20 protein-coding genes and 1 tRNA gene are annotated in these 23815 nt (G+C 60.9%); 14 read left to right on the top strand and 7 right to left on the bottom strand.

The annotated features are described in order from the left end of the window. Positions 1-2 precede the first annotated feature (2 nt). Both CSQ92_RS00510 and CSQ92_RS00515 read left to right on the top strand, forming a co-directional pair. On the top strand, positions 3-1223 hold the full coding sequence (locus tag CSQ92_RS00510; protein WP_099392940.1) for a CaiB/BaiF CoA transferase family protein: 1221 nt from the start codon (positions 3-5) through the stop codon (positions 1221-1223). A gap of 100 nt (positions 1224-1323) precedes the next feature. Continuing rightward, entirely contained in the window at positions 1324-2472 is a 1149-nt protein-coding gene (locus CSQ92_RS00515; protein WP_099392941.1) for an esterase-like activity of phytase family protein, read from the top strand. Here the strand turns inward: CSQ92_RS00515 and CSQ92_RS00520 are convergent. The 4 genes from CSQ92_RS00520 to CSQ92_RS00535 all read right to left on the bottom strand — a co-directional run bounded on the left by CSQ92_RS00520 (position 2441) and on the right by CSQ92_RS00535 (position 9948). Beyond that, positions 2441-4600: a putative bifunctional diguanylate cyclase/phosphodiesterase gene (locus CSQ92_RS00520; RefSeq protein ID WP_034786602.1), complete on the bottom strand. Its 2160-nt coding sequence runs from the start codon at positions 4598-4600 to the stop codon at positions 2441-2443. The two genes, CSQ92_RS00515 and CSQ92_RS00520, sit on opposite strands and share 32 nt — an antisense overlap. Position 4601: 1 nt before the next feature. Then, positions 4602-7463, bottom strand: coding sequence for a hybrid sensor histidine kinase/response regulator (locus tag CSQ92_RS00525; protein WP_099392942.1), 2862 nt, complete (start codon positions 7461-7463; stop codon positions 4602-4604). 224 nt (positions 7464-7687) lie between these two features. After that, positions 7688-7888, bottom strand: coding sequence for a YbdD/YjiX family protein (locus tag CSQ92_RS00530; RefSeq protein WP_099388506.1), 201 nt, complete (start codon positions 7886-7888; stop codon positions 7688-7690). Further along, entirely contained in the window at positions 7888-9948 is a 2061-nt protein-coding gene (locus tag CSQ92_RS00535; RefSeq protein ID WP_099392943.1) for a carbon starvation CstA family protein, read from the bottom strand. Before CSQ92_RS00535 ends, CSQ92_RS00530 begins: the two co-directional genes overlap by 1 nt. 241 nt (positions 9949-10189) lie before the next feature. Between CSQ92_RS00535 and CSQ92_RS00540 the strand changes: the two genes are divergently transcribed. From CSQ92_RS00540 to CSQ92_RS00560, 5 genes are all read left to right on the top strand, one after another. After that, the gene (locus tag CSQ92_RS00540) at positions 10190-11560 is read left to right on the top strand and encodes a cache domain-containing protein (protein ID WP_099392944.1); all 1371 of its coding nucleotides are present in this window, start codon (positions 10190-10192) and stop codon (positions 11558-11560) included. 28 nt (positions 11561-11588) lie between these two features. Continuing rightward, entirely contained in the window at positions 11589-12218 is a 630-nt protein-coding gene (locus CSQ92_RS00545; RefSeq protein ID WP_034786606.1) for a response regulator transcription factor, read from the top strand. 302 nt (positions 12219-12520) lie between these two features. Further along, a complete protein-coding gene (locus CSQ92_RS00550; RefSeq protein WP_306532411.1) occupies positions 12521-13609 on the top strand; it encodes an EAL and HDOD domain-containing protein in 1089 nt (362 codons plus the stop codon). 1 nt (position 13610) lies between these two features. Further along, entirely contained in the window at positions 13611-15656 is a 2046-nt protein-coding gene (locus CSQ92_RS00555; protein ID WP_099392946.1) for a putative bifunctional diguanylate cyclase/phosphodiesterase, read from the top strand. A gap of 161 nt (positions 15657-15817) precedes the next feature. Continuing rightward, positions 15818-15907 (top strand) — tRNA-Ser (locus tag CSQ92_RS00560). 1007 nt (positions 15908-16914) lie between these two features. Here CSQ92_RS00560 and CSQ92_RS00565 read toward each other — a convergent pair. Next, positions 16915-17409: a DUF4265 domain-containing protein gene (locus tag CSQ92_RS00565; RefSeq protein WP_099392947.1), complete on the bottom strand. Its 495-nt coding sequence runs from the start codon at positions 17407-17409 to the stop codon at positions 16915-16917. A 77-nt stretch (positions 17410-17486) separates the two neighbouring features. Between CSQ92_RS00565 and CSQ92_RS00570 the strand changes: the two genes are divergently transcribed. Together CSQ92_RS00570 and CSQ92_RS00575 are read left to right on the top strand one after the other, a co-directional pair. Next, a complete protein-coding gene (locus CSQ92_RS00570) occupies positions 17487-18179 on the top strand; it encodes a DUF4274 domain-containing protein (RefSeq protein ID WP_143450246.1) in 693 nt (230 codons plus the stop codon). Between the two features lie 343 nt (positions 18180-18522). Then, a complete protein-coding gene (locus CSQ92_RS00575) occupies positions 18523-18915 on the top strand; it encodes a GFA family protein (RefSeq protein ID WP_099392949.1) in 393 nt (130 codons plus the stop codon). Positions 18916-19413: 498 nt separating this feature from the next. On the opposite strand, the gene CSQ92_RS28530 is transcribed toward CSQ92_RS00575, so the two are convergent. Further along, positions 19414-19827 carry a hypothetical protein gene (locus CSQ92_RS28530; protein ID WP_143450247.1) on the bottom strand — a complete coding sequence of 138 codons (414 nt, stop codon included), beginning with the start codon at positions 19825-19827 and terminating at the stop codon, positions 19414-19416. A gap of 291 nt (positions 19828-20118) precedes the next feature. Here CSQ92_RS28530 and CSQ92_RS00580 point away from each other — a divergent pair, with 291 nt between their 5' ends. The 5 genes from CSQ92_RS00580 (at position 20119) to CSQ92_RS00600 (ending at position 22532) form a co-directional block, all read left to right on the top strand. After that, positions 20119-20580, top strand: a complete 462-nt coding sequence (locus CSQ92_RS00580; RefSeq protein ID WP_099392950.1) for a GNAT family N-acetyltransferase — start codon at positions 20119-20121, stop codon at positions 20578-20580. A 152-nt stretch (positions 20581-20732) separates the two neighbouring features. Then, a complete protein-coding gene (locus tag CSQ92_RS00585) occupies positions 20733-21140 on the top strand; it encodes a GNAT family N-acetyltransferase (protein WP_099392951.1) in 408 nt (135 codons plus the stop codon). Between the two features lie 29 nt (positions 21141-21169). Further along, positions 21170-21628: a hypothetical protein gene (locus CSQ92_RS00590; RefSeq protein WP_099392952.1), complete on the top strand. Its 459-nt coding sequence runs from the start codon at positions 21170-21172 to the stop codon at positions 21626-21628. 136 nt (positions 21629-21764) lie between these two features. After that, positions 21765-21974 (top strand): DUF3079 domain-containing protein, encoded by a 210-nt coding sequence (locus tag CSQ92_RS00595; protein ID WP_092612368.1) that lies wholly within the window; start codon positions 21765-21767, stop codon positions 21972-21974. Positions 21975-22037: 63 nt separating this feature from the next. Beyond that, positions 22038-22532, top strand: a complete 495-nt coding sequence (locus tag CSQ92_RS00600; RefSeq protein ID WP_099392953.1) for a prolyl-tRNA synthetase associated domain-containing protein — start codon at positions 22038-22040, stop codon at positions 22530-22532. Positions 22533-22542: 10 nt separating this feature from the next. Here CSQ92_RS00600 and CSQ92_RS00605 read toward each other — a convergent pair whose 3' ends face one another. Then, positions 22543-23688 carry an MFS transporter gene (locus CSQ92_RS00605; protein WP_217495235.1) on the bottom strand — a complete coding sequence of 382 codons (1146 nt, stop codon included), beginning with the start codon at positions 23686-23688 and terminating at the stop codon, positions 22543-22545. Positions 23689-23815: the final 127 nt, after the last annotated feature.

The following is a 23815-nucleotide window of genomic DNA, read 5'->3' on the forward strand; positions in this document are numbered from 1 at the left end:
ACATGACAACATCCTCCGCGACCACTGGTCCATTGCAAGGCATTAAAGTGCTGGAACTGGGCACCCTGATCGCGGGGCCGTTCTGTGCCCGCATGCTGGCCGAATTCGGCGCCGACGTGATCAAGATCGAGTCGCCCGATGGCGGCGACCCCATCCGTACTTGGCGCGTGCTGAAGGATGGCACCTCGCTGTGGTGGTCGGTGCAGGCACGCAACAAGAAAAGCATCACCTTGAACCTGAAGTCGCCCGAGGGCCGCGCCATCGCGCGCCAGCTGGCCCTGGAAGCGGACATCATCATCGAGAATTACCGCCCCGGCGTGCTGGAAAAGTGGGATCTCGGCTACGAGCAGCTCAAGAAAGAGAAACCGTCGCTCATCATGGTGCGCCTGTCCGGCTTTGGCCAGACGGGGCCGATGAAGGACTTGCCCGGTTTCGGCGCCATCGGCGAATCGATGGGCGGCTTGCGCTACGTGTCCGGCTTTGCCGACCGCCCGCCCGTGCGCGTGGGCGTGTCCATCGGCGACTCCGTGGCGGCCCTGCACGGCGTGATCGGCGCCATGATGGCCCTGCGTCACCGCGACGTGACGGGTGGCCGGGATGGCGGCGAAGGGCAGATGGTCGACGTGGCCCTGTATGAATCCGTGTTCAACCTGATGGAGTCCTTGGTGCCCGAATACGACCAGGCGGGCGTGGTGCGCGAGCGCACGGGCGGCTCCCTGCCCGGCATCGTACCCTCGAATACCTACACGACGGGCGACGGCGAAAATATCGTGATTGCTGGCAATGGCGACGCCATCTTCAAGCGCTTGATGCTGGCCATGGGCCGCATCGACATGGCGGGCGACCCGCAACTGGCGCGCAACGACGGCCGGGTGGCGCGCACACAGGAAATCGACGACGCCATCGGCGCCTGGTGCGCCACGCACACGATAGACAGCGCGCTGGCCGTGTTGAAGGCAGCCGACGTACCGGCCGGCAAAATCTACTCGGTGCGCGACATGCTGAGCGACCCGCAATTCCTCGCCCGCGACATGTTCGAACAGCACCATTTCGCCGACGGCACGCCCGTGAAATTGCCGGCGATCAGCCCGAAACTGTCCGCCACGCCGGGCAAGACCCAGTGGCTGGGGCTGACCCTGGGTCAGCACAACGACGAGGTGCTGGCGTCGCTGGGTTATGACGCGGCCGCCATCGCGCGGCTGAAGGCCGATGGGGTGGTGTAGGTTTAGCTTGGTAAATCATCTTGACCCCAGGCAAGGGCTGGGGTCGGACCCTCAGGGTCTGACCCCGGATTCTGTCCTTTGGGTTTTATTAAGGAATATCGTGAAGCAGTCGTCCCTCCGCGCCCCCCGTGCGCGTCTGATCCCCGCGCTGGCCATCTCCATCCTCTTTTCCGCCTGCGCCAGCTTCCCCCGCGACGCACCGGTCACGGGCTTGCGCCTGATCGGCGAACAGCGCATCGCCTTGAAATACCCGTTCGAGGGCACCACGGTGGGCGGCTTGTCCGGCATCGATTACGATGCGGCCAACAAGAGCTGGGTGATGGAAAGCGATGACCGCTCGGCAATCAATCCGGCCCGCTTCTACCGCGCCACCTTGGCCTACGACAGCAAGGCGTTTACGGGCGTGACCCTGGCCAGCGTGCATTTCTTCACGCAGCCCGACGGCAGCCGCTATCCGAACCTGGCGCATGCAAAGCTGGAGCAGGGCGACCAGGTACCCGACATCGAAACCATCCGCGTCGATCCCCAGGACGGCAGCCTGTGGTACGGCAGCGAAGGCAACCGCAAGGTGGGCTTGGACCCGTTCGTGCGCCATGCCGATAGTGGCGGCCACTACCTGGCCACCTTGCCCACGCCGGCCATGTTCAAGGTTGCGAAGGATGAAATCGGCTCGCGCAACAACATGAGCTTTGAAGCGCTGTCGTTTTCTTCGGATGGCAAGAGCCTGTGGCTGGGCATGGAAGCGGCCCTGTACCAGGATGCTCCGCTGGCCACGCCCGACATCGGCTCCGTGGTGCGCATTACGCGCCTGGACCGCGCCGGCAGCGTGCTGGGCCAGTACGCGTATCCGATTGAGCCCGTGGCGTCGCGGCCCGCGCCGGGGAAGGAAGCGGACAATGGCGTGTCGGAAATCCTCGCCGTCAACGATCACCAGCTGCTGGTGGTGGAGCGGGCCGGCGTGGAACACGCCGATGGCCTGTATACGAATCACGTGCGCATCTACGAGATGGAAACGCAGGGCGCCACCGATATCCAGGCCATTCCGGCGCTGGCGGGCGCCAGCTATGTGCCGGCGCGCAAGCGATTGCTGCTGGACCTGGAAAAGACCGGCCTTGAAAGAGTCGACAATATCGAAGGCATCAGCTGGGGGCCGCGTCTGGAAAACGGCCGCCGCAGCCTGGTGATGATTTCCGACGACAATTTCAACGCCCAGCAAGTCACGCAAATCCTTGCCTTCGAAGTGCTCTAGTTTCCACGCTGGCCAACTGGCCCCTCTGCCTGGCCAGCATGGCCGTGATCGTGTCGTGCGGCGACGGGTGGCCCAGGAAGTATCCCTGCGCCATGTCGCAGCCGTATTCTTCCAGCATCAGCAGTTGCTCGTCCGTTTCCACGCCCTCGGCCACCACCACCATCTTCAAGCCATGCGCCATGGCGATGATGGCGCGCGTGATGGCCGCGTTTTCCGTATCCTGCGGCAAGCCGGCAATAAAACTCTTGTCGATCTTCAAGGCCCGCACATCGAAGCGTTTCAGGTAATTCATTGAAGAATATCCCGTGCCGAAGTCGTCGATCGACAGGTACACGCCGATGCCGCGCAATTGCTCCAGGGTCACCATGGTGGCGCGCGCATCGTCCATCAAGGTGCCTTCCGTCAATTCCAGTTCCAGCAGGCGCGCGTCGAGGCCCGTGTCGGCCAGAGCCGAGAGCACGATCTGCATCAGGTTTTCATCCTTGAATTGCTTGGCCGACAGGTTCACGGCCATGCGGATGGCGCGTCCGCCGTCGCTTTGCCACGCCTTGGCCTGGTTGCACGCCGTGCGCAGCACCCATTCGCCGATCGGCACGATCAACCCCGTCTCTTCGGCCAGCGGGATGAATTCCGTGGGCGAGATGATGCCCCGTTCGGGATGGCGCCAGCGCACCAGCGCTTCCACGCCGACGATCTGCGTGCTGGGCACGTCGATCTGCGGCTGGTACAGCAGATACAGCTCGTTGTTCTGCAAGGCTTTGCGCAGGCCCACCTCCATCTTGACGTGGCTCATGATTTCCATCGTCAGCGATGAGCTGTACAGCTTGGCGTTGTTCTTGCCGCAGTTCTTCGCGTGGTACATGGCCGTGTCCGCATATTTGAGCAGCGAGTTGCAATCCTCGCCATCTTCCGGATACAGCGAGATACCGATGCTGGCCGTGACGAAAATCTCGTGTCCTTCGATCATGAAGGGCCGGCGCATGGCTTCTTTCACGCGATGCGCCACGTTGAGCGCGTCCTCCACCCGCTCCAGGTCGGGAATCAGGATCGTGAATTCGTCGCCGCCCAGGCGTGCCAGGTTGCTGCCGCCGGAGATGCCGTCGAGTTCATACTCTGCGCGCAGCACCAGGTCGCTGGGACGGATGGTTTCGCGCAGGCGCTCGGACACCACCTTGAGCAAATGGTCGCCCACGTCGTGGCCCAGGGTATCGTTGATGCGCTTGAAAGCGTCGAGGTCCATGAACAGCACGGCGAATTTCTTGTCGTGTTCCTTCGAGCGCACCAGTTCGCGCTCCAGCGTTTCCAGGAACGCTTGGCGGTTGGGGATGCCCGTCAGGCTGTCGCAATAGGCGAGGCGGCGGATCTGCTCCTCCGTGCGCTTGCGCTCGCTGATGTCGCGCACCAGGCCCAGCACTTCATCGGCCCCCGTCGCCACCAGGCGCGCCTCGAAATGGCGCGTGCTGTCTTCGTGCGTGAGCGTGTAGTCGACCGAGCCGATATGCTGAGTGGCCAGCACGGCGTGCGCCTGGTCCAGCAGGCGCGCGGCGATTTCGGGCGGCAGCACATCGCGGATATGGCTGCCCACGCAGTCGCTGAGGGAAAAGCCGGCGCTGGCGTCGTGCCCCTGTTCGTAGTCGAGATAAAAGCCTTCGCGGTTCAGGCGGAAGAAGGTGTCGGGGATGGCGGCCAGCACGGCGCGGTTGTGCGCGTCGGCGATGCGCAGGCGGGCGATGGCGTCGCTGGCGCGCAGCACGTACAGCACGCGGTGGCCGAGGATGGGCCAGTTGATGGGCTTGGAAATGAAATCCGTGGCGCCCACCTCGTAGGCGCGCGTGACGGCTTCCAGTTCGTCGCCGCCCGTGACCATGATGATGGGCACCGTGCCGCCCACTTCCTGGTGGCGGATTTCGCGGCACACGGCAAAGCCGTCCATGGCCGGCATGTCGACGTCGAGCATGACCAGGTCCGGCCCGCTGTGCTTGTAGCTGGCCAGGGCTTGCACGCCGTCCTCGGCCTCGATCACGTCCAGGCCCACCTGCGTGAGCATTTGCCGCATCAGCAAGCGCATCACGGGATCGTCGTCGGCCACCAGCACCAGGCCGCGGGGAGGGGAGAGGGGCGCTGTCATGTCAGTGTTCCTTCACGAGGATGGCGTTCAGCGATTCGCGTACGGCCAGGAAGGCCTGCTGCATTTCTTGCAGCAGGGGAGCCGCGCCCTCGGTGCTGCCGGCGCGGCCCAGTTTTTCCATCTCCTTGCACAGCTGCGCCAGGCCGTCGGCGCCCACGTTGGCGCTGCCCGACTTGAGGCTGTGCGCCACCTTGCGCAGCGCTTCCGCATCCGCGCCGGCAATCGCTTCGCGCATGGCGCTCAATTGGCGCGGCGTCTCGCCGGTAAAGGCGAGGATGACCCGTTCGAGCAGCGCATCGCCATCCGTGCCGGACAGGGCGCGGATGTTTTCCAGCGCCTGCCGGTTCAGCGGCTGGGCCGATATCGCGGAGGCAGGCGCAGGCGGTGGCACTTCGGGCGGCGCCTCCTGCGGCGTGTGTGACTGCGGCGCTTCGCTGTGGTGCACGGTGGCCGCGCGCGGCAGGGTGATCCAGCGGGCGATCGTGTGGCCCAGGTCTTGCTGCGTGAATGGTTTGCTCAGGTAATCGTCCATGCCGGCCGCCAGGCATGCTTCGCGGTCGCCCTGCAGCGCATTGGCCGTGATGGCGACGATAGGCAGCACGCGCGCGTGGCCGCACTGCTGTTCGTGGCGGCGGATTTCCGCCGTGGCGGCAAAGCCATCCATCACCGGCATCTGGCAATCCATCAAGATCAAATCGAAATCCTCGGCCTGCGCCGCCTGCAAGGCTTCTTCGCCGTTGCGCGCGCAGACGACGTCCAGGCCCAGGCTGTCGAGCATGGCCAGCGCCACTTCCACGTTGACGGCATTGTCCTCGGCCAGCAGCACGCGGCGGCGCTGGCGCCGGCCTACCTGGCGCGCCGTGTGCGGCGGATGGATGCGCAGGATGTCGCTGGCGCGTGGCGGCGTGACGATGCAGTCGAACAGGTCGCATTCGCGGGCCGGCTTGATCAGCTGGAAGGCCACGCCCGCCTCGCGCCGCTGCACGGGATCGGCCGCCGCCTGTTCCGTGCTCAGCAGCAGTAATTTGAGGTCGGCCAGCAGCGGATCGCTCTTGATGTTGGCGGCCAGGGCCAGGCCGCTGGTGCGCGGCAATTCCATGTCCAGCAGGGCCACGGCATACGGCGTGCCCGCCTGGGCCGCCGCGCGCAGCTTGCCCAGGCAGTCGCTGGCCGTGCCGGCGCTGTCGCTGACGATGTGCCAGCTGGCCAGTTGCCGCTCCAGCACGGCGCGCGTGGCGGGTGTGTGGTCGACGATCAAGGCGCGTAACCCTCGCGTGGTTTTCAGGTTGAAGGACGGGTCGTCGCTGTCGACCCGCCGCTTATCGAAATTTACTTCGAACCAGAAGATCGAGCCTTGCGTTAAAGCATTATCAACGCCGATAGTGCCGCCCATCAGCTCCACCAGCTGTTTCGAGATCGTCAGCCCCAGGCCCGTGCCGCCGTGCTTGCGCGTGGTCGAACCGTCCGCCTGCGAGAACGATTCGAAGATGCGCGTCTGCGCCTCGTTCGACACGCCGATGCCCGTGTCGTGCACCTCGAAACGCAAGCCCACGCTGGGTGCGTCTTCGCTGCACACGGTCACTTTCACCGTGACCTTGCCCGTTTCCGTGAACTTGATGGCATTGCCCAGCAGATTGACGATGATCTGGCGCAAACGGTTCGGGTCGCCGCAGATGGCGATGGGGATGTCGTAGGCGATATCGAATTCCAGGCTGATGTTTTTCGCTTCCGCCTGCGGCGCGAACACGTGTTCTATGTCGTCGAGCAATTCGCGGAAATTGAAGCGGATGTATTCCACGCTCAGCTTGCCCGCCTCGATCTTGGAAAAGTCGAGGATGTCGTTGATGATCACCAGCAAATTCTGTCCCGAGCGCTGCACCATGCTCGTGTAGTGGCGCTGCTGCGGGCTCAAAGGGCTGGCCAGCAGCAGTTCCGTCATGCCCAGCACGCCATTCATCGGCGTGCGGATTTCATGGCTCATGGTGGCGAGGAAGGCGCTTTTCGCGTGACTGGCCGCCTCGGCCGCATCCTTGGCCTTTTCCAGCTGCGCCGTGCGCACGCCCACCTGGCGTTCGAGCTGGTCGCGGTAATTGGCCAGGGTGCTGTCGCGGCTGTCGATCTGCGCCAGCATGTCGTTGAAACTGTCGATCAGCACGCCCAGCTCGTCGCTGCGCTGGTGCGCGATGCGGTGGCTGTAGGTCTGGCTGCTCGACACTTTTTGCGCTGTATCGATCAGTTTGGTGATCGGTTCGGCGATCACGCTCTTGAAGCGCCGCGCGAGGAACACGGCGATCAGGAAGGACAGCACGGTGGCGCCGCCGATGGCGCCCACGTGGCGGCCGATGTCGCGCCACATGTGGTTCAGGTCCGCCTCGATCAGCACGGCGCCGATGATCTGTTGCGGCTCGCCTGGCCGGTAGACGGGGCGGTACAAACGCATGGCCGGCGCCAGGGTCGTGCCCGAACCTTGCGTGACGGGCTGCACGGCCATGTCGGCCAGCAAGGCCGGGTCCATGTCTTCCGGCGCCGGCAGGCCGTCCGCATGCTGCGGCGCGCGGTACAGGGCGAACAAACGCCCGCCCTTATCGAACAGGGCCGCCTGGGCTACCTCGTCGCGCGCGGACAAGGCCGCCAGCACCTGTTCCGCCTGCCCCTGCGCCGATTTACCCGCCAGCAAAGGCACCGCGCCGGCCGCACCGATCACGCCCGCCAGCGACAGCAATTGCTTGCCTTCATCGTTCTTGTGGCTGAGCACGGACGTCAGCGCAAACGCCACGAACACCAGCAGCAGCGCGCAGCCCGATGACAGTACCGAAATCATGGTCAGCTTCTGGCTGATGCTGGAGCGTTGGAAATTGAACATGAGTCGCTGCTTCCCCGGTCGCCCGTTGACTGTTATTTAATTCCTATTGGAAAAATATAGACGCGAAGACACACCCAGATGTTGATGTGGGTCTAAGGGAAGAGAGGGGAGGGGAACTCCGGGGTCGGACCCTGTCGGGTCTGACCCCAGTTGTTGCTTTTGGGGTTCATAAAATCAAACCCGGTGAAAAGCTGGGGTCAGACCCGAAGGGTCTGACCCCGCTACTAACAACAACCTCCGCGTTTGCCCGCTCCGCCGTAGCGGGCTTCCTGCCGTTCGCGGAAGAACTCTTCATACGTCATCATCGGCTCGTCGGGATGGGTGACTTCCCGGTGGGCCACGTAGGTGTCGTACTCGGGCAAGCCGCACATCAGCCGCATGCTTTGCCCCAGATACCGACCCGCCTTGATGATTTCGTCTATCATCATTGCACCGTGGGCATGGCCTGGAACGGCGTTTCCTTGGTGCTCGGACGGCTGTCGGCGCGCGCCTTCATGATGGTGCGGATGCCGAAGAACAGCACGCTGATCACGACGATGACGAAGAAGGCGGCCAGGCCGGCGTCCAGGTAATCGTTGAAGATGATCTGTTGCATCTGCGCCACCGACTTGGCCGGCGCCAGCAGGGTGCCTTCATCCAGGGCCGCCGAGTATTTCTTGGCGTGCGCGAGGAAGCCGACGCGCGGGTTGGCGTCGAAAATCTTTTGCCAGCCCGCCGTCAGGGTGCACAGCAGCAGCCAGATCGTCGGCGTGATGGTGACCCACGCATACTGGCCACGCTTCATCTTGAACAGCACGCAGGTGCCGAGGATCAGCGCGATGGCCGCCAGCATCTGGTTGGCGATGCCGAACAGCGGCCACAGGGTGTTGATGCCGCCCAGCGGATCGACCACGCCCTGGTACAGGAAGTAGCCCCAGGCCGCCACGCACAGGCCCGTGGCCAGCAGGTTGGCGATGACGTTTTCCGTCTGTTTCAAAGCTGGCACGAAGCTGCCCAGCAAGTCTTGCAGCATGAAGCGGCCGGCACGCGTGCCCGCATCGACGGCCGTCAGGATGAACAGCGCTTCGAACAGGATGGCGAAGTGGTACCAGAAGGCCATCATGGCCTTGCCGCCGATGGCGCCGGACAGAATCTGCGCCATGCCGACGGCCAGGGTCGGTGCGCCGCCGGCGCGCGAGATGATGCTGTGTTCGCCAACGTCCTTGGCCGTCTGCGTCAGCATGTCCGGCGTCACATAGAAGCCCCACTGCGAGATCGCCTGTGCGGCGGACTCGGCTGTCGTACCGATCAGGGCGGCCGGGCTGTTCATGGCGAAATAGATGCCCGGCTCGATGGTCGAGGCGGCCACCAGGGCCATGATGGCCACAAACGATTCCATCAGCATGGCGCCATAGCCGATGAAGCGGGCGTGGCTTTCGTTTTCAATCATCTTCGGCGTGGTGCCCGAGGAAATCAAGGCGTGGAAGCCGGACACGGCGCCGCAGGCGATGGTGATGAACAGGAAGGGGAACAGATTGCCCGACCAGACGGGGCCGGAGCCGTCGATGAACTTGGTCATGGCCGGCATTTTCAGGTACGGCGCAACGACGATGATGCCGATGGCCAGGCCCAGGATGGTGCCGATTTTGAGAAAAGTAGACAGGTAGTCGCGCGGCGCCAGCAGCAGCCACACGGGCAGCACGGAAGCGATGAAGCCGTAGCCGATCAGCATCCATGTCAGTTCCGTACCCGTGAACGTGAACATCGGGCCCAGCACGGCGTGTTCCTGCACGTACTGGCCGCCGATGATGGCCAGCATCAGCAAGACAAAACCGATGATGGAAATTTCGCCAATGCGGCCCACGCGGATGAAGCGCGAATACACGCCCATGAACAGCGCGATGGGGATCGTTGCCATCACGGTGAAGCTGCCCCATGGGGAACCGGTCAGCGCCTTGACGACGATCAATGCCAGTACGGCCAGGATGATGACCATGATCATGAAGCAGCCCAGGAGTGCAATCATGCCGGGAATTTCGCCCAGTTCAGCCTTGATCAGGTCGCCCAGCGAGCGGCCATCGCGGCGCATGGAAATGAACAGCACGATGAAATCCTGCACGGCGCCCGCAAACACCACGCCCGCCAAGATCCACAGCATGCCGGGCAGATAGCCCATCTGCGCGGCCAGCACGGGGCCGACCAGGGGGCCGGCGCCGGCGATCGCCGCGAAATGGTGGCCGAACAACACATATTTATTCGTCGGCACGTGATCGAGGCCATCGTTGTGCTTGAAAGCAGGCGTCATGCGGCGTGCGTCCAGGCCCAGCACCTTGTCGGCGATGAACAGGCTGTAGAAACGGTAGGCGATCAGATACACGCAGACGGCGGCGATGACGATCCAGATCGCGCTGATCGGTTCGCCACGTTGCAGGGCGACGACGCCCAGGGACCCGGCGCCTGCCAGCGCAAGCGCTGCCCAGCCCAGTTGTTTGAAAATGCGGTTCATGCTTCCTCCAGAGATTGACGGGCGCTGTGCCGTGCGATGATGTGTGCTGCCGAGCCTGGTCGTCGCCAGTTTGGGTGTGAATTGGGTGTTTGCAGCTTATGGCGAGTATTCAGGAATCGTATAATTGCCGCAAGCGCACGACTACGCAGTAACGCTCAGTATTACTACGCAGACCGATCGCCGTGCCGCGACGTAAAATCACGCATTCCCACCAGCATCGACGCCGCCGGAGCGCCAGGCCATGAAACTCAGACAGAAAGTCATCTTCCTGGCCATCACGCCGCTGATCCTCGCCCTGTGCGCCATTGCATTTGCTGTGCGGCACCAGGCCATCACCCTGGCCGAGCAGCAGCGCGCCACCATCCAGCAGGCGTATTTGGCCAGCAAGGAAGCTGAGCTCAAGCATTACGTGACCCTGGCCAGCCATTCCATCGCTTCCCTGTACCAGTCGGGGCGCAAGGATGAGGCCACGCAAGAGGAGGCCAAGCGCATCCTGTCCGCCCTCAGCTATGGCGACGACGGCTATTTCTTCATCTATGATTTGCAGGGCAAGTCGCTGATGCATCCGCGCCAGCCCGAACTGGTGGGGCAGAATCTGTGGCAATTGCGCGACGCCGAGGGCAATCTGACCATCCAGCGCCTGATGCAGCGGGCGAAGAGCGGCGGCGGCTTCGAGCGCTACAACTGGATCAAGCCGTCGACGAACAAGTCCGCCCCCAAGCTCGGCTATGTGATCCTGATGCCGGAATGGGGCTGGATGATGGGCACCGGCATTTATATGGATGACGTGGACCAGGCGCTGGCCAAGGTTGATGCCCAGCAGTCGCGCAATATCCGCTCGACCATGGAACTGATCGCCGCCATCGCCATCCTCGGCTCCCTGCTGGTGGCCGCCTGCGGCCTCGTGCTGAACCTGCGCGAATTGCGGGTGGCCGACGCCAAGCTGAAAGTGCTGGCGCAGCGCGTGGTGGAATCGCAGGAAGAAGAGCGGGCGCGGCTGTCGCGCGACTTGCATGATGGCATCAGCCAGTGGCTGGTGTCCATCAAGCTGCAGATCGAGGCGGGCATCGCGCGCCTGGCCGGCAATGCAGAACAGAAAGACAAGGCGCCCGCCACCTTCGAGCGGGCCGCCGAGCAACTCAACAAGGTGCTGGGCGAAGTGCGGCGCATTTCGCACAACCTGCGCCCGGCCATCCTCGACGACCTGGGCCTGGCCGCCGCGCTCGACCACCTCGTGCATGAATTTAACGACAGCAGCAGCGCGCAAGCCAGTTTCACGGCCAGCCCGGCGGCGGCGGGCGAGGGCTTGCCGGACATGGTCAATACCGTATTGTTCCGCATCGCCCAGGAAGCGCTGACCAATTGCGAGCGCCATGCCCACGCCCACGGCGTGGAAGTGAGCTTGCACGAGGCGGGCAAGGCCGTGGAATTGCGCATCCAGGATAATGGCGGCGGCTTTGATTTCGACGGCATCGCCCTGCATCCGCAGCGCGGCATCGGCCTGCGCAACATGACGGAACGCATGGAAGCCATCGGCGGCAGCCTGCACATCACCTCGTCTGCGGCCGGTACCCTGGTGCTGGCGCGGCTCGCCCTTCCACCGACACACTGATGAATAAATACCGAGAAGATACCGAGACATGAGCGAGAAGATCAACATCCTGCTGGTGGACGACCACCCCCTCGTACGCGACGGCTTGCGCGCGCGCCTGGAGGCGGTGGCGCATTTCGACGTGGTGGCCGAGGCGGGCGGCGCCGACGAGGCGTTGAGCCAGGCGCGCGCGCACCAGGTGGATCTCGTGTTGATGGATATTAATATGCGCGGCATCAACGGCATCGAAGCGACGGCGCTGTTCAAGCAGGCGTTTCCGCAGATTGCCGTGCTGATCCTGTCCATGCACGACAAGCTCGAATATGTGTCGCAAGCCATCGCCGCCGGGGCGCGCGGCTACGTGCTCAAAGATGCTCCTGGGAAAGATATCGTCTTCGCCATCGAGACGGTGATGTCCGGCGGCATCTATTACAGCGCGGCCCTGGCGCGGCAACTGTCGCGCCCGCAGGTGCACGATTCCTTCCTCACCACGCGCGAACAGCAAGTGCTGCAGCACATCGCGGCGGGCCAGTCGAACAAGCAGATCGCCCGCGACCTCGACCTGAGCGTGCGCACGGTGGAGACGCACCGGCTGAACATCAAGCGCAAGCTGGGCATCGAAGGGCAGGCCGAATTGATCAAATATGCGGTCGAGCACGCGCATGGCGGCAGCGCCTGAGAATGCGCGCGCCGTGCCGTGTTTTTGTCAAACCCGCATGGCAGGCGGGTCTCGCGGGGGAATGTTCTTTTTGAATATTTATTGCCAAAATTAAACTGTTTCATGGGTGAGATTCGGATAGAATGATTCTCGCTGTCGAAATGGCATCCCTGTCGGGCCAGGGTTGCCAATGCTGGTCAGTTTATTTACTATGGCGCCCTACCCACACTGAGATACCGATGTCAGCGTCTGAATCAAACCTGTTTCCGTTGGTGGGATTACAAGCAGTTGCCAATGCTCATAACGAGTGGGTCGCTGTCACCTTGCATGTACCGCAGGCCTCGACGGCGCCGCTGCTGGCGGCGCTGGCCGCCGCCGATGCGTATGCCTTCCTGGCGCCGCTCGACTGCATCATTCCCCTGGCCGACCCGCATGGCGTGGACGAGGCCGTGCTGGCGCAATTGGCGCCGCAACGCACCATCTTCCGTTTGCCGGCCCATCTTGCCGGCGACAAGCAGATCCAGAAAAAATGCCAGCAATGGCGCGACGCCGGCTACCGCCTCATCCTCGATGGCGCCGATGCCGGTCCCGTGGCGGCGGCGCAAGTCGACGCGCGCGCGCTGAGCTTTGACGCGTCCGGCGCGCGCCCGGCCCTGCACCAGTTGCTGCCCTTGGCGGGGCCGCACCTGGCCTACAACATCGCCGACGCGGGGCAGCTTGCTGCCTTGCAAGAACTCGGCGTGAGCTGGTTTGCCGGCGATTACGCGCTGCACCATGCGCGCCAGCAAAGCGAGCCGGAAGACGCCACGTCGCGGCGCCGCCTGCTGGCGCTGCTGGGTTTACTGGCCCGCGATGCGGACGCGCACGAGCTGGAAGTGCCGCTCAAGCAAGATCCATCGCTCAGCTATCATTTATTGAAACTGGTCAATTCAGCCGCCTTCGGCTTCACGGCGCCGATTACCAGCTTCAGCCAGGCCATCACCCTGCTGGGCCGGCGCCAGCTGCAGCGCTGGCTGCAACTGCTGCTGTATGCGCGGCAACAGGACGATGGCAAGATCCACGCGCTGCTGCCGCTGGCGGCCGTGCGCGCGGCGCAGATGGAAGCGCTGTGCCAGCTGCGCGGCGGCGACCGCGACGCGCAGGACCTGGCCTTCATGGCGGGCGTGTTTTCGCTGCTCGACGTCCTGCTGGGCATGCCGATGGAAGAGATCATCGCCACCCTGAATCTGGCGCCGGAAGTGAGCGCCGCCTTGTTGGAGCGCAGTGGCGAACTGGGCACCTTGCTGGCGCTGGTCGAAAGCGCCGCGCCGCCGCCCGAGGGCTTGCGCCGCGCCGGCATCGATGGAGAAACCTATTGGCGCAGCCTGCTGCAGGCCTACCAATGGGCCATCCAGGTCAGCCGGAACCTCTAGCATGACCCTGTTTCCGGTGTCGGATTTCCTCGGTGACAGCGCCGCCCTGTGCGACGCCGTCGTGCGTTTGCGCGGCCCTGCGCTGGTGGCCGAGCTGGGCCGTATCGCCAGCGCCGTGATGGCCAGCCCGCATGGCCGGTTCCTGCCTGCGGCCAGTATGGACGCCGCTGCGCCAGCCGCGCTGTTTCCCGACGATACGCCCGCATTGCTGCAGGAAATCAGTTTCGACGGCCACTGCTTCGGCCATTACAGCGTGGCGGGGCGCCCGCTGTATAACGACGCCGACCGCCGCCACCTGGCCAGCCTTGCATCGTTGACGGCCGGCGTCTTGCAAGTGCATTCGCTGGCGCAACGCTCGACCCATGCTTACGCGCAAGTCGAAGCCTTGCTGGCGCAGCAGACGCAAATCCTCGATCAATTGCACGAATCCGTGCTGACGATGGACTTGACCGGCTACATCACCAGCTGGAACAAGGGCGCCGAGCGCCTGTTCGGTTACACCTCGGTGGAAGCCGTGGGGCGCAACATCCTGTTCCTGTATGACGACGAAGACACGGGTTTCCACGACGCTTTCCTGGAGCAGGGAGGGCGCCTGATGGAGGTGCGCCGCCGAAAGAAGTCGGGCGAGATCTTCTGGGCCAGCCTGTCCTTGTCGCCGCTGCAAGACCTGGACGACAAGCCCATCGGACTCATCGCCTACCTGACGGACATCACGGAGCGCAAGCTGGCCGAAGAGCGCCTGCACCACCTGGCCTATTACGACCCCCTGACCAGCCTGCCTAACCGTACCTTGCTGGCCAAGCTGGTCGACCAGGCCCTCAGCGTGGCGCAGCGCAGCAAGATGCTCGGCTGCGTGCTGTTCATCGACTTGAACCGTTTTAAACTGATCAACGACACCCTGGGCCGGCGCATCGGCGACGAACTGCTGCGGCAAGTCTCGCTGCGTTTCCGCCACGCCTTGCGCGACCAGGACCTGGTGGCGCGCCTGGGCGGCGACGAGTTCGCCGTCGGCCTGTTCGACATCGGCCAGCATTTCGAGGCCAGCATGGTGGCGCAAAAGCTGCTGGCCTCGCTGGTGGAACCGTTTTTGATCGAAGGCCACGACTTGCGCGTGGGTGCCAGCATCGGCATCAGCGTGTATCCGCAAGACGGGCAGGACGCGGAAACCCTGCTGCGCCTGGCCGATATCGCCATGTACCGGGCCAAACAGGACAGCGGCGGCGAAGCGGAAAGCGTGGCCTTCTACAGCCAGGACATGAACCTGGGCATGCAGGCGCGCATGCGGCTGGAAACAGGCTTGCGCCAGGCCCTGTCTGAGCAGCAACTGCTGCTGCACTACCAGCCAAAGTATGCCTTGGCCAGCGGGCGCATCATCGGCGCCGAAGCCCTGGTGCGCTGGCACCACCCGCAGCACGGCATGATCCCGCCCGCCGAGTTTATTCCTTTGGCCGAATCGACGGGGCTGGTGGTGCAAGTGGGCGAATGGGTGCTGGAAGCGGCCTGCGCCCAGGCGCAAGCGTGGAAACTGGCCGGCCTGCCGCCGATCCGCCTGGCCGTCAACGTGTCCGCACGCGAATTCACGGCAGCCCTGCCCGCCAGGGTGGCCGCGACCCTGGCCCGCTACGGCCTGGAGGCGGCCTGGCTGGAGCTGGAAATCACGGAAAGCACCCTGATGCACAACATCGAGAGGGTCATCGGCATCATGGACCGCATCACGGCGCTGGGCGTGGCCCTGTCGCTGGACGATTTCGGCACTGGTTACTCAAGTTTGTCCTACCTCAAGCGTTTCCCCATCGACACATTAAAGATCGACCGCTCGTTCACCACCGGCATTCCGACAGATGCCAGCGACTGCGCCATCGCCAGCACCATCATCAGCATCGCCCAGCAGCTGCACCATAAAGTCATCGCGGAAGGCGTGGAAACGGCGGAGCAGCTGGCCTTCCTGAAGAGTTCTGGCTGCGACGAAGTGCAGGGCTATCTGTTCTCGCGGCCGTTGCCGGCGGGGGAGTTCGAAAGGGCGCTGAGGGAGAATTGGGGCGTTTAGGCTTCCCGTTGGCGTACCGGCGCAAATATGGAACCCATAGGCGAAGGGCTGGGATCAGACCCGCCGGGTCTGACCCCGGAGGTTGCTGTGAGGTTTAAATACGCGGCACTGACTACTCGCCATTGGTAAGCCACGGACCTTTATGTATAATGCTGCCATCTGGAAGCGTGGCCGAGTGGTTGAAGGCACTAGTCTTGAAAACTAGCGACGGGTTAAACTGTTCGTGAGTTCGAATCTCACCGCTTCCGCCAAAAAATAAAAAGAAGAGCCGCCCCCTTGGGCGGCTTTTTTTATTTCTTGGCGGAAGCGAGCAGGGCGGCGCCCTGCGTGTGAGATTCGAAGGGCTGGGCCTACCGGCCCAGCCCTCCCCGAATCCTCCAACCGCTGCCGCTGCGCGGCAGCTCCGCGCGTCGTGGACGCGCGTTCGTGCTTCCAATCAGTTTTGCGACTGAGCCAACTGCCACAGAACCCCACGCCTCAGTCCGTGTCTGAACGCCAAACCTGACCCTCGCGTCAGTGCGCGTGGTGTGTACTGCCCAAGGGATTTGCAGGGGATGTGGGAGAGTGTTCACTTACAATAGTAGGTGTTTTGCCCCCATGCTTACTTACGTTCTTGTCAGCATGATTTTTGCTTGTTAATAGTTAATTTTTTACTTTTTCAACAACTTGATTAAAGAAAATATTTACTCAAAAATGGAAATTTAAGTTATCTTTAAGATAAAAAAGGAGACATTTTTCTCTTTTATTGATGAGGCAAAAATGCACGTTAACAACCTTGATGAACCCATATTTGCTATTGCAGCCAACCAAAATTATGACTGTTTAAGGCATGACGGTCTAACAGCGCAAAAAGTCGATGTCGGAGTCATTTTTCAAGAAATGCTAGGCACAGCGACTGCGGCCGCCTACTTGGCGAAAAACAACGTTCCTATGCACATAGCGCTCCGGGTCTTGACGCAAACCCATCGCAAGGCTACGACATGAGGGGATGGCTGCTGTTGCTGAGTCGCTAACGTACGAAAAAAGCTGTCATTTTTTTGTCATTCCCAGGCAAAAACACCCCAAATAATGACAGCCTTCTTCTAGCTAACTACTTGATTCTAAAAATTCAGTGGTGGAGACGTCTGGGACCGAACTTGCCTCGCCAAGTGGCCAAGCGCGATAAACTTTTTCTACGGTTTTGGTGTTGGTATGAGGTAGCCCTTGATGACGTGCTGGACCAAGGCTTGCGGCGCCTCGTCAAGGTAGTCAGTAAACTTTATATATCCACCCACCAGTTGAGTAGGGTTTCATCATTGTCGTCATCAAGGTTGGCGTAGATATTGGCGAAGTACCATTCCACGCCCGTTGCTTCGCGGAAGGCGTCGAAGGGACCGTTGACGTTGTAAATGCCGTGGTGGCCCGGCACGCTGAAGGTCAGATTGCCTTCATATTGGGCATCCATGGTGCCGCCAAGCTGCTTTTGCACGTCGTACTCGAGCTGGTCGACTGCGGACTGGCTCACGGCGTCGGCATCGTAGATCTGGATGCAGAAGTTGCCGCCGCGCTTTAATACTAGTGCAGGGGAGAGCGGGTCGGCGATGTTTACGATGTCGCCGCGCGCCAGGTTCAGGGCCAAGCCGGGTGACGCCAGCAGTTCGAAGACGTGCTCGTCAATCTGGCGCGCCGGCAGAGTTTCGTACGTGGGGCCGTCGGTGTCTTCGTCTGCCAGTACGCGGATGTGTGGCATGCCTTTACAATTGATGTTTTCCATTAACTCTTTCATATTGCTGGTACGCTGTGGTGCGAGTCGCGCCAGCTAAATAGATACGACAATATTGTGCAGGCTGCATGAGGAACGACATTTCTTTTCCATTTGTCGCATTCACTCATCCTGAAGTTTTGTCAAACCGTCTACTCCAAGGAATGCAAATTTTAACAAAACTGAAAAAAGCGCTGGGACTTACACAGCCGAACGGCTCGGATGCCGAGCAAGATATCCTAATCCTGGCCCTGAAAGGAAAATGTGCCGGCGACACTTATTACCACAACATGGATCAGTCGGTTTTTGACAGCGCTATGGAAGGTAACGAGGAGGAAGATTTTTATCACTTCTATGTTCGGCAGAGAACGATAGGTATTCAAGCGTTCAAAAAAGAAGTAGAAAACGATCTCTCGACTCTGTCTGGATGTCAGCTTCATGCCATCGTCCAGCATCATAATTATGATAGTGGCATATGGTTTATAACGCAGGTCATAGCGCAAGCAAAGTGTGAATTTGCTACAGCGCTGTGCATCTACTGGGCCAATCAGCCGGGCGATCACTATGCGCGATACGAGACACTCGATCTTGCTTGCGAGGACATCCATGCTCTATCCCATGCGAATGCCGTGTTGCTCAATAAAATCGAATACAAGACAAAGCTGGGAATATTTGCACAGATCCTTCCCATTCCCGACGTTGCTTGTTTCCTGGATCGCAAGCCAGATTATTCAATGAAGCCATGGATAAATATTCCAATTGAACTCCGTGTACACTTGTGAAGAATAAAGCTTGGGCTAAAGGCTGGGTCTGCGGGACGAGCCCGCCCAGAATCCTTCCCCTTGCTTTTTTGACTCCAGTGCACGCTCATCATCAACACCAGCACGATCTCCCGGCCTGTTCCAACAGCAGGATAGATCCACTGCTACCGTTCGCAAACTCTACATAGAGCTCTAATCAGTTTAAGACTGAGCAAGCTTTCACGGCACTCAACGCATCAGTCTGTGCCTGAATGGCAGAGTTGCCCCTTCCTCGCTTCGGTCCTGAAAAATTCCACCATATGTCACTTGCCTGTCCAAAAGTACTGTGTAAAAATACAGTGTCAACTTTCAAAAAGGACATCTCATGATCAGAGGCAGTTGCTGCTGTGGCTCAGTAAAGTTTGAATTGGCGTCTCCCCCGGGCATGATGGGCATGTGTCACTGTTCTCGTTGTCGGAAGGCCGGCGCGAGTGCCTTGGCCTTCGTTGATAAAAATTCATTTACCTTGCTGGAGGGGCGAGAATTTATTCAGCGATATGAGCCAGAGACTCCCTTTAAATATGCAAGAACTTTTTGTAAAAACTGCGGGACTTCTTTGGGGGAAATTGGCTCAGAAAATGATTCATTTCCAATATCAGTTAACTGCCTGGATGATGACCCTGAGGTCAGCATGCAATTTCATGTGTATGTCGGCTCCAAGCCCGCATGGTATAAAATTTGTGATAATGCAGAACAGTTTCAGGAAAGTCCTGCATAATAAAAAAGCCAGTCATTTGACTGGCTTTTTTATCGCAATCTTGAGATTTCAAGTAATTTCGATATTCCTTTTTTGTCAGGATTGACCCTCCCGCCATACCCTCGCGAATGTTGCAACCCTGTCGTCAAATCCCTCGAAACCCAGTTCCATCAATTCCTCATGCGTGGAAAAAATCGATAGCTGATTTATACAATGCTGAAGTTTTTTGGCTGCTCAAGGAATTGAATTGTCCTTCGACCACCTGCTCGCTATAACTGGCATCGGAATAGGATGCGTATGACATGGAGTATACAGCTGCCGCGTGCGCATAGGCGAAAAACGTTGAAAGAGCTGACTTTTTCAATGAAATTTGAAATATTTGTAATTGATGCGTTCAATGTTGTGGTGTGGAACGTGGTCGTGATAGATGTATGATTTTTCAGAAAATGCAAATCGACATTGCCAAATTGAAATATTTGTGTGGCAGTTTCGTCCGCGGTTCAAAATAAGCGGTGTCACTCAGGAGTTTCCTGGAATAACTGTGGCGCGTTGTGGACCCTTGGCGATTGGCACAAACACTTCCCATTTATGCTGTATCGTGGGCTTTACAGTCTTGGCGCAGCTCACCGCAACATTTGATCCAGACAGGCCACGGCTCTTCGGAACCCATTCCACACGTAAAGATACCGCGCATTTCGTCACCAGAATCTTCCGGTTCGGCTCCAAGACCTGCCACCTTGTGTCGTTTTTGGAATTCTCTGCTGCCATGAACTTTACTGCAGCATCCCTGATCTCAAACAATCCATGTATGTCACCGCGTGTCCTGTCCTCGTCAAGCGTGGTAGCGCGCGCCGATGAGACGCCAGCAACAAGAAAAACGGCGGCGACAAAGGAAGCGTACATGCGTCTATTCAAACGTAATGGTGCCAACATATTTACAATCCTTGCCAAGTCTGTTCGATATCAGATAGAGAGATGGAAGCTTCCATATTTCCAGTGTGTGCATTGTCACACAAGCTGCCGACAGCTTGTTCGTTTGCTGGCAGGATTGCCTCACGCATGTTGACTCTGCCTTCACACCCTTGCGAATGCAGGAAGGATGGAACTGCCCCGTCTACAGTCAACAATCCCGGCTCCAGCGTTTTTGTTCTCCACTGGTGAGTATGTAGTTTTCGTGGCACGATGAGAGGTTCATCGGCTTCTCATTAAACTGACAAGACGCACATGGCTTTTACTTTTCACCCGCTCTCCGATATTGCCAATGAAGAATGGCTCGTTCTGTTGAATCACCAGGACGTCATCCGCCACATGCCGCTCGCCACCGAAAGCTGGGATGAGCACACTGTGATGGAATGGGCGAAAGGCAAGGACGCGCAGTGGCAAGCAAATGGCTATGGGCCGTGGGCTATCCGGATTGATGGCGCGTTTGCCGGCTGGGGCGGTTTTCAGAAGGAAGGGCGCGAAGCTGACCTGGCACTAGTATTGCTCCCCGCGTTCTGGGGACATGGTCCTGCGCTGGTTCGCCGGTTCATGCACCGCCGGCTGGAACTGGGTATTAGCCCGGTCACTATCCTGCTGCCGCCCAGCCGCACTCGCGTCAGGGGGCTTGCAAGAATCGGCTTCGCATTGGATTGCGAAGTGGAGTATGAGGGCCAATGTTTTTTAAAGTTCCGGGCAATTGACTGAGTTACAGGTGCGTGGCGGAGACGGGAACAGCCCTTATCCCCCGCAACTGCCATACTATGAATACGCCGACATGAGCGATGCTTGTCGAAACAGGCTGCGGCCATATCATGGGTACAGCATGCCCAAGCGCGCTTACCTCCACCTTTGAAACCATGAAAAACATCACCGTAGAATATCGTCACAATTTCCCCCTTGATCCGGTCGATGTCGTCCGTGTTTTCGATCAGTCCGGAATCAAGCGCCCCACCGACAATCTCCCGAGAATCGCGCGCATGTTCGCCGCGCCTTGCCTCTTGCTGTCGGCTTGGGTGGATGGGGAGCTGGTAGGATTGGCCCGGTCGTTGACCGACTATGCGTATTGCTGCTATCTGTCGGATCTGGCCGTCAACAAGCATTACCAGGGCCTGGGAATCGGCAAGGAACTTGTCAAGCGGACCCGGGCCGTCATCGGTGACGAAGTGTCCTTGATACTGCTCTCCGCCCCGGACGCCATGTCTTACTATCCGACGCTCGGTTTTGAACCTGCCGGCAATGCCTACGTCATCCGGCGCAAACATTGAGCGACCGTTTTTAACAATTCCCGCACCTGATGAAACCCGTCTATACCCTCGCCGAAGCCCTGGCAAAAGATCCCGGCCGTGTTGCCAAAACCCAGGCCCTCACCCTCGACAGTACCAGGCCCTACATGGGCCTGAAAGGCAGCCACGGCCTGTTCGCTTCCGCAGCATGGTGGAAAAGCATCGAGGCCAAGCGCCTCCCGACGCAAACCTTGACGGGCATCATCGAACGAACGTATTTCGCGGGCCAGGACAGCCGCCATGGCGATCAGGTCAACAGCGTTACCTTGCGCCTGGCGGATGGCTCGGTAGTGGACGAGAGCATCTACATGAACGACAAACAGGACATCAAGCTGTTCGTGCCTGGCGCCATGGTGACGATGATCTACGCGCTGGATGAGCTCAAGGCACAGCCAGCCGCCGACGGCGGTGTCAATGTGGCGCGTATCGTGCTGGAAGTGGCCATCTCCGTCAGAAAAGATACAGAGTAGGGGCCGCGCCATGCAGATGCTCCACTATCTGCATAAGCTTGATATTGGACAAGTTTTTAGCTGAAATTGGTTTGACCGCCCACCGCGCCAGGTCTAGAGTCATCAACAAGACCCAACCGACCCCGGCGCCCACACCATGGCCAAGCCTTTTCCCTTGAACCCCAAGAACCCCGAACGCATCTGCTGGGGCTGCGACAAGTATTGTCCGCCGGACGCCATGCGCTGCGGCAATGGTTCCGAGCGCACGCAGCATCCGATCGAGCTGTTTGGCGAAGGCTGGAATGACTGGGGGCTGGCGGCGGCCGACAAGGTCGACAAGGCCGACAAGGACGAGAACCCGCCCTGACGGCAGCGCAGCACGCGGCGCGCCGCTACAATCTCTTCATCGCGTCCGAGCTGAGGAGTCTCCATGCAAGAAACCCTGTCCCGCTGGCTGGCAAGCAGCGCCGGCGATTACACCCTGGCCGAACACCCGGCCGTCCACACCATAGCCGAGGCGCTGATCCACGTGCCAGCCATGCCCGGCCTGATGGTGAAGAATCTGTTCGTGCGCGATGAAAAGGGTCGGCGGCATTTTCTCGTCATCGTGCCTTTCGACAAGCGCATCGACCTGGCGGCGCTGGGGCGGCTGTTGCCGGCCAGTAAGCTGAGCATGGCTTCGCCTGAACGCTTGCTCCAGCATCTGGGCATCACGCCCGGCTCCGTCAGCCTGTTTGCCTTGCTGCATGACAGTGCGCAGGCGGTGGAACTGGTGCTGGACCAGGCCGTATGGGAAGCTGGTTCTGTGCAAGCCCATCCCTTGCGCAATACGGCCACGGTGGCGCTGTCGCATGCCACCCTGGTCGATTTCCTCGCCCATACTGGACACGTACCCCGCATTCTGAGCGTGCCGGTGGCTGATTAAACGCGTTGTATCAATGCCCGGCTACGGACGCGCCGCCGCTGCGCCGTCCCGGCCGGAAGCCGTGCGCGCGGGCCGACCAGGCGACGAGGAGCGCCAGCACCAGCAAGCTGACCATGGCCCACGGGAAGGCGTCCGCGCCCCACGTTTCCAGCAGGGCGCCGCCTACCACGCCCGCGGCCGCAATCGCGCCATTCCACGCCACGACGTTCATCGACAAGGCCACGTCGGCGCCACTGCCTGCCGTGTCGGCCAGCGCCGTCTGCAACAGCGTTGCCGCGCCGCCAAAGGACAAGCCCCAGACGGCCATGCCCAGGTAGATCACAGCGGGAATGTGCGATGCGACGCCCAGCACGAAGGCCGTCGCGGCGAACACGGCCAGGCTGGCCAGCACGGTGGCGCGCAAGTGGCGCTCGACCAGCTTGCCCGTGATCCAGATCCCAGCCATGGCGGCGGCGCCGAAGACGAGCAGCACCAGGTCGACTCGCTCCGTCAATCCGGCCGGCGCCACGAATGGGGCGATGTAGGTGTAGAGAATATTGTGGGCCAACATCCAGGCGATGACGACGGCCAGCACGGGGCGCACGCCCGGCGTCGTGAAGACGCGGCGCAAGGGCAGGCGCTCATGGACGGACTGGCCCGGGTAGTCCGGCACCTTGGCCAGCACCCAGGCGATGAGGATCAATGTCAGTGCGGAAATGATCCAGAACGCGGCGCGCCAGCCGACGAGCGAACCGAGCAAGGTGCCCAGCGGCACGCCCAGGGACAGGGCGACCGGTGCGCCCACCATGGCCAGCGCCAGGGCGCGGCCTTGCTGGTGGGGCGCCACCATGCGCCGCGCATAGCCGGCCAGCAAGCTCCACGCCAGTCCGGCCGCCATGCCGGCAAAGAAGCGGGCCGCGAGGGTCAGCCAGTAGTGCGACGACAGGGCCGTGACGGTATTGAACACGAGAAAGCCGATGATGGTCAGCAACAGCACGTTGCGGCGGCGCCAGCCGCGCGTGGCGATGGTGAGCGGAATGGCTGCCAGCAGGGAGCCGAGGGCATAGGCCGTGACCATTTGCCCGGCCAGCGCGGCGCTGATGCCGAGTCCAGAGCTGATCTGCGGCAGCAAGCCGGCGGGCAAGGTTTCCGTGACGATGCAGATAAAACCCGTCATGGCCAGGGCCAGCAGGCCGGCGACGGGGAGGCGGTCGGCCAGCGCGGGGCTGGCTCCGGTGGTGATAGTGGCGAGATTCACGGCAAACATCCTTGTAAAGAGATCAGGCGCAGGAGCGCCCCTGACC

Source organism: Janthinobacterium sp. BJB446, assembly GCF_002735655.1.
Lineage (GTDB): Bacteria > Pseudomonadota > Gammaproteobacteria > Burkholderiales > Burkholderiaceae_D > Janthinobacterium > Janthinobacterium lividum.